The organism is Streptomyces sp. NPDC003379, assembly GCF_053589195.1.
Genome location: NZ_JBSFRK010000109.1, coordinates 1 through 5,973, shown reverse-complemented (window position 1 = coordinate 5,973; position 5,973 = coordinate 1). Strand labels below are relative to the sequence as shown.

6 protein-coding genes are annotated in these 5,973 nt (G+C 69.8%); 4 read left to right on the top strand and 2 right to left on the bottom strand.

The features are described 5' to 3' along the window. Positions 1-55: 55 nt before the first annotated feature. Both ACWDVB_RS40050 and ACWDVB_RS40045 read right to left on the bottom strand, forming a co-directional pair. On the bottom strand, positions 56-727 hold the full coding sequence (locus tag ACWDVB_RS40050) for a response regulator (RefSeq protein ID WP_098241447.1): 672 nt from the start codon (positions 725-727) through the stop codon (positions 56-58). Between the two features lie 14 nt (positions 728-741). Next, complete coding sequence (locus tag ACWDVB_RS40045) at positions 742-1,623, bottom strand: RecB family exonuclease (protein ID WP_451519181.1); 882 nt, start codon at positions 1,621-1,623, stop codon at positions 742-744. A 92-nt stretch (positions 1,624-1,715) separates the two neighbouring features. Here ACWDVB_RS40045 and ACWDVB_RS40040 point away from each other — a divergent pair, with 92 nt between their 5' ends. The 4 genes from ACWDVB_RS40040 to ACWDVB_RS40025 all read left to right on the top strand — a co-directional run bounded on the left by ACWDVB_RS40040 (position 1,716) and on the right by ACWDVB_RS40025 (position 5,906). Continuing rightward, on the top strand, positions 1,716-3,662 hold the full coding sequence (locus ACWDVB_RS40040; RefSeq protein ID WP_451519180.1) for a site-2 protease family protein: 1,947 nt from the start codon (positions 1,716-1,718) through the stop codon (positions 3,660-3,662). 149 nt (positions 3,663-3,811) lie between these two features. After that, on the top strand, positions 3,812-4,093 hold the full coding sequence (locus tag ACWDVB_RS40035; protein WP_451519179.1) for a hypothetical protein: 282 nt from the start codon (positions 3,812-3,814) through the stop codon (positions 4,091-4,093). Between the two features lie 12 nt (positions 4,094-4,105). Further along, positions 4,106-4,960: a DUF2637 domain-containing protein gene (locus tag ACWDVB_RS40030; protein WP_451519178.1), complete on the top strand. Its 855-nt coding sequence runs from the start codon at positions 4,106-4,108 to the stop codon at positions 4,958-4,960. 43 nt (positions 4,961-5,003) lie between these two features. Further along, complete coding sequence (locus ACWDVB_RS40025; protein ID WP_451519177.1) at positions 5,004-5,906, top strand: tRNA (adenine-N1)-methyltransferase; 903 nt, start codon at positions 5,004-5,006, stop codon at positions 5,904-5,906. The last annotated feature ends 67 nt before the right edge of the window (positions 5,907-5,973 follow it).

Genomic DNA, 5,973 nt, shown 5'->3' with positions numbered 1-5,973 from the left:
GGCCGCCCCCTCGGGGACGGCCACCGTCGTCGTTCACACTCATCTCGTCTCGGGACTACTGCGCGCCGGGGCGCACCAGCCCGCTCTCGTACGCGTACACCGCGGCCTGCACCCGGTCACGCAGGCCCAACTTCGTGAGCACATGCCCGACATGGGTCTTCACGGTCGTCTCGCTGACGAACAGATCCGCCGCGATCTCCGCATTCGACAAGCCGCGGGCCACCAGCTTCAGGACCTCGACCTCGCGCTCGGTGAGCGTGTGCAGGGTGTCCGGCACCGGCTCGTCGCCGGACGGAAGGTGCGCGGAGTACTTGTCGAGCAGCCGGCGCGTGATGCTCGGAGCGAGCATCGCCTCGCCCGCGGCGACCACCCGGATCGCCTGCACCAGCTCGTTCGCCGGAGCGTCCTTGAGGAGGAAGCCGCTGGCACCGGCGCGCAGCGCCTCCACCACGTACTCGTCCAGGTCGAAGGTGGTCAGCACCAGGACCTTCGCCGGGCCGTCGCGGCCGGGCCCGGTGATCTGCCGGGTCGCCTCGACGCCGTCCATCCGCGGCATACGGATGTCCATGAGCACCACATCGGGCTGCAGCGCCCGCACCTGATCAAGAGCCTGCAGGCCGTCTCCGGCCTCGCCGACGACCGCGATGTCCTGCTCGGCCTCCAGAATCATCCGGAACCCGGTGCGCAACAGCGGCTGGTCATCGACCAGTAGGACACGGATGGCCACGTCATACTCCTTAGCTAGCCCGGGCCCATTCTGCCCTGCTCGCTCTGCGTGGACTCGGGCGCCCTGAGAGGAAGCGGATACGGCGGGGGAGTCCCCCCGAATTCCGGACAAACGGCTTGGTGATCGCACCAACCGCACAATTTGGTCGGCCGGGGCCGCCACTCGCCCGTCGCCGTGGCCAGCTCGATCGCCTCCCAGAGCGCGAGCAGCTTCCGCTCGACCCGCTCCAGGTCCGCCACGACCGGGTCGTACGTGATCACGTCACCGCTGCCCAGATAGACGAGCTGGAGGCGGCGCGGGACGACGCCCTTCAGCCGCCACACCACCAGGGCGTAGAACTTCATCTGGAACAGCGCGCCCTCCGCGTACTCCGGGCGCGGGGCCTTGCCCGTCTTGTAGTCGACGATGCGGACGTCTCCCGAAGGGGCGACGTCGACGCGGTCGATGATGCCGCGCAGCCTCAGGCCCGACGCCAGCTCGGCCTGTACGAACAGCTCGCGCTCGGCGGGCTCCAGGCGGGTCGGGTCCTCCAGCGTGAACCAGCGCTCGACGAGCTTCTCCGCGTCCGACAGCCAGCGCGCCATGCGCTCGCCCTCCGGGTCGTCGGCGAACAGCTCGGTCAGCTCGGGCTTGGTCTCGCGCAGCCGGTCCCACTGGCCGGGGATGAGCGACTTGGCGCGCGGGGCCGTGCGCTCGCTCGCGGGCGCGTCGAAGAGTCTTTCCAGGACGGCGTGGACCAGCGTGCCCCTGGTGGCGGCCTCACTCGGCTTCTCGGGCAGCTTGTCGATCACCCGGAACCGGTAGAGCAAGGGGCACTGCATGAAGTCGCCCGCGCGCGAGGGCGACAGGGATGCCGGGCGCACGGCCGCCGCGGCACCGTCGGTGCTGGTTTCCATGAGAACAGACCCTACGACCCGCCACTGACAACAGCCGCATACCATCGACGGCAGACCCTCTCGCCCTGCATGATCGTGCAGGTAATCGCGCCATGGCGGGCGAGAGACGCTTCGATCGAGGGGACATCGTGGACGAAAGCGGCGAGAGCGGCAGGCCGCAGTCCGACGGCACCAAGGACCTGCGCCCGCGCGACCGGCCCGACTCCTCCGAGCCACCGCCACAGCACCCGGCCGACGCCCCCGACGAGGCGCCACAGCCCCGACACCCCACCCCGGCGCCCGCCCAGCAGGAGGAGGAGACCAACCCCACTCCCGCCACCACCCAACGCCCGGCGCTCCAGCGGCCGACGCCGCAGGAGTCGGCGTCTGGCCGGCCGACGCTGCAGGAGTCCGCGTCTGAGCGGCCTGCGCTGCAGGAGTCCGTGCCTGGGCGGTCGACGCCGCAAGAGTCCGCGTCTGAGCGGCCTGCACCGCGAGAGCCCGCGCCGCAACGCCCGGCGCCGCGAGAGCCCGCGCCCCAGCAACCGGCGCCGCAGCGGTCCGCGCCGCAGCAGTCTGCGCCCCAGCAACCGGCGCCGCCCCAGCCCGCGCCCCGGCAGCCGACGCCGCAAGAGCCCGGGTCTGAGCGACCCGCGCTGAAGGAGCCCGCGGCTGAGCGGCCCGCGCCGCAGGAGTCCGCGCCGCAACACCCGGCGCCGCAACACCCGGCGTCGCGTGAGCCCGCGCCCCAGCAACCGACCCCGCCCCATCCCGCGCCACAGCAGCCCCCGCCGCCCCACCCGGGCGTCCGCCTGAAGAAGGCCCCCCGAGAGGCCCCCCGGCCCGGTGGTCGACGGGAATCGGCGGTTCCGGGCAAGGGCAAGGGGCGCAAGGGCAAGGAGCGCAAGGGTCCCGGTGGTGGGCTGCTCATGGGCAGGCCCTTCGGCGTGCCCGTTTACGTCGCGCCCAGCTGGTTCCTCGTCGCCGCCCTCATCACCTGGGTCTTCGGCGGCCAGCTGGACCGCGTCCTGCCCGAACTCGGCGGCGCCCGCTACCTCGTCTCCCTCTTCTTCGCCGTCGCCTTCTACGCCTCCGTGCTGGTCCACGAACTGGCCCACACCGTCGCGGCCCTCCGCTTCAAGCTGCCGGTGCGCCGCATCCAGCTCCAGTTCTTCGGCGGAGTCTCCGAGATCGAGAAGGAGTCCGAGACCCCAGGGAGGGAGTTCGTCCTCGCCTTCGTCGGCCCCCTGCTCTCGCTCGTACTCGCCGGTGTCTTCTACGCCGGTATGCGCGTCGTCGAGCCCGGCACCGTGCCCGGCGTCCTCCTCGCCGGCCTGATGATCTCCAACCTCATCGTCGCCGCCTTCAACCTCCTGCCGGGCCTTCCCCTGGACGGCGGCCGCATGCTGCGCGCCGTCGTCTGGAAGATCACCGGCAAGCCGATGAGCGGAACCGTCGCCGCCGCCTGGGTGGGCCGCGCCCTCGCCATCTCCGTGCTGATCGGGCTGCCCCTGCTCAACCAGTCCGGCGCCCTCGGCGGCGAGGCCCAGGACATCGGCGGCATGGACACCGTCACCGACGCCCTGCTCGCCGCGATCCTCGCCGCGATCATCTGGACGGGCGCCGGAAACAGCCTCCGCGTGGCCCGTCTGCGCGAACACCTGCCGGAGCTGCGCGCCCGCACCCTGACCCGCCGCGCGGTGCCCGTCGAATCCGCCACCCCGCTCTCCGAGGCGCTGCGTCGGGCCAACGACGCCGGCGCCCGCGCCCTCGTGGTCGTCGACCCCGACGGCGATCCGATGGCGGTCGTCCGCGAGGCGGCCATCGTCTCCGTGCCTCAGCACCGCCGCCCCTGGGTCGCGGTCAGCGGCCTGGCCCAGGACATCACCGAGGGCATGCGGATCTCCGCCGAACTCGCGGGGGAGGAGCTGCTCGACACCCTCCGGGCGACCCCCGCCACGGAGTACCTGGTCGTCGAGGACTCCGGCGAGATCTACGGAGTGCTCTCCGCCGCCGACGTGGAGCGCGCCTTCGTCAAGGCGATGGCCAGACCGTCCTGAACACAGCCGTCACCGTCCTGAACATCGCTGTCCTTTTAAAGTTCGTTTGACATCTACGTCTTACATCCTATTTGAAAAGAGTGTTCGTCCGACTAACCCGTCACCCATTCGCCGCGCATCCGCCATTGAAAAGCGGCGTTAGTCGGAGCATGACGAAGGACACGAAGGGGCAGGTGCTCCAGTCCGTTCAGCACCTGGCAGACCCGACCGGTAGAAAAACTGTGCGACTGGGTTCCTATACTTATATTCCCGCACCGATCCACCGGGGTGCGACCAACGGGAGCCTGATGACGGCCAATTCCTCCGTGACGCTCAATGTGACCGAGGGGATCCTCCGGGAGTTCATGGACATCATGAGTTCCCTGGAGAGCGATCTCGCGAGACGATGGCTGGTGCTACAGACCGCGTCCTGCCGTTCGCGAGTGGAATGATCACGCTGCGTCATGCACTACGAGCAAACAGGTCACTACACTGACCCCTTCGGCGATTACTCCGGCGGGTACCCGAGCAGCGGTGGCCGGCATCGCGCTCCCGTCGAGGACTTCTCTGTCCCCCTCATGCCGCCGGACCCGGGATGGGACCCCTCGGAAGAGTTGGCCTTCTTCCTCCAGGGCGCCATCGAGGACCAGCAGCAAGTAATTCCGGACACAAATAGTACGGAATCATTTACCAGTCCTGAGCCGAAAGACCCGCGCGAAGCCTTAGTGGAAATCACGGCGGACCTGCCCCCGCTGAGGGAAGCCCCCCGGGGTCATCGCAAAGTGCGGGACCGGCACCGGCCAGGCGCCTTTCGCATGGTCAGCTACCTCATCGCGGCCCTGGCGACCGTCATCGCATCCGCGGTCAGCTTCTTCGGCGGGATGATCGCTTATGACCCGCTGCGATTCATCGCGATGACCCGGACGCCCAGCAGCGTGGCCTCCTGGTGGCCTCTTCTGGTGTTCGGTCCCTGGCTGGTGGCGTCGCTGTCCATCCTCCGGGCGGCAATACACCAACGTCGGGCTTCACATTCCTGGTGCATGGTCATCGTCTTCTCCGCCATCGCGATGGCACTGTGTGTCGCCCAGGCGCCGAAGAACATCGTCGACACCTCGGCCGCCGCTCTGCCGAGTTTCGCCTCGCTGGCCTGTTTCCAGCAGTTGGTACGCCAGATCACCCTGACCCGACCGCCCCGGCGGTCACTGCCGAGGCACAGGCTGCAACGTGCCGAGGAGCCCACCGGCGAGGCGCCGGCCGGAGCGACGCCAGGGGAAGGCGCGACTCCAGAGGGCGGCACAAGTGCCGGAACGAACTCCTGAAGCGGTGGTCCGAGGTTCCCGCCGCGGCCGGTAGTCTGGTCACATGTCCGAACCGACCGGTGCCGCCCGCCGTCGCGGGCCCTTCAAGGTCGGGGACCAGGTCCAGCTCACCGACCCCAAGGGACGCCACTACACGTTCACGCTCGAAGCCGGGAAGAATTTCCACACCCACAAGGGTTCCTTCCCCCACGACGAGCTGATCGGTGCTCCCGAGGGCAGTGTTGTCCGTACCACGGGAAACGTCGCCTACCTGGCGCTGCGTCCCCTGCTCCCCGACTACGTCCTGTCCATGCCCCGCGGCGCCGCCGTGGTCTACCCCAAGGACGCGGGGCAGATCCTGGCCTTCGCCGACATCTTCCCCGGCGCACGCGTCGTCGAGGCGGGCGTGGGCTCCGGCTCGCTCAGCAGCTTCCTGCTGCGCGCCATCGGCGACCAGGGAATGCTGCACTCCTACGAGCGCCGCGAGGACTTCGCTGACATCGCCCGGCAGAACGTGGAGCGCTACTTCGGCAGCCCCCATCCCGCCTGGCAGCTCACCGTCGGCGACCTCCAGGACAACCTCAGCGACACCGAGGTCGACCGCGTCATCCTCGACATGCTCGCCCCGTGGGAGTGCCTGGAGGCCGTCTCCAAGGCGCTCGTCCCCGGCGGCATCCTCTGCTGCTACGTGGCGACCACCACCCAGCTCGCCAGGACCGTCGAGTCCATCCGCGAGATCGGCGGCTTCAACGAGCCGACCGCCTGGGAATCGATGATCCGCAACTGGCACGTCGAAGGCCTCGCCGTCCGCCCGGACCACCGCATGATCGGTCACACCGGCTTCCTGCTCACCGCCCGCCGCCTCGCGGACGGCGTGGAGCCCCCCATGCGCCGCCGCCGCCCCGCCAAGGGCGCCTACGGCGAGGACTACACCGGGCCGAACGCCGACGGTGGCACCCCGCGCTGACCCGCGCGACGGGCCCCGGCCAAAAAGCAGGCGCCGCCGCCGAGTTCCCTGACCGACCAGGGAACTC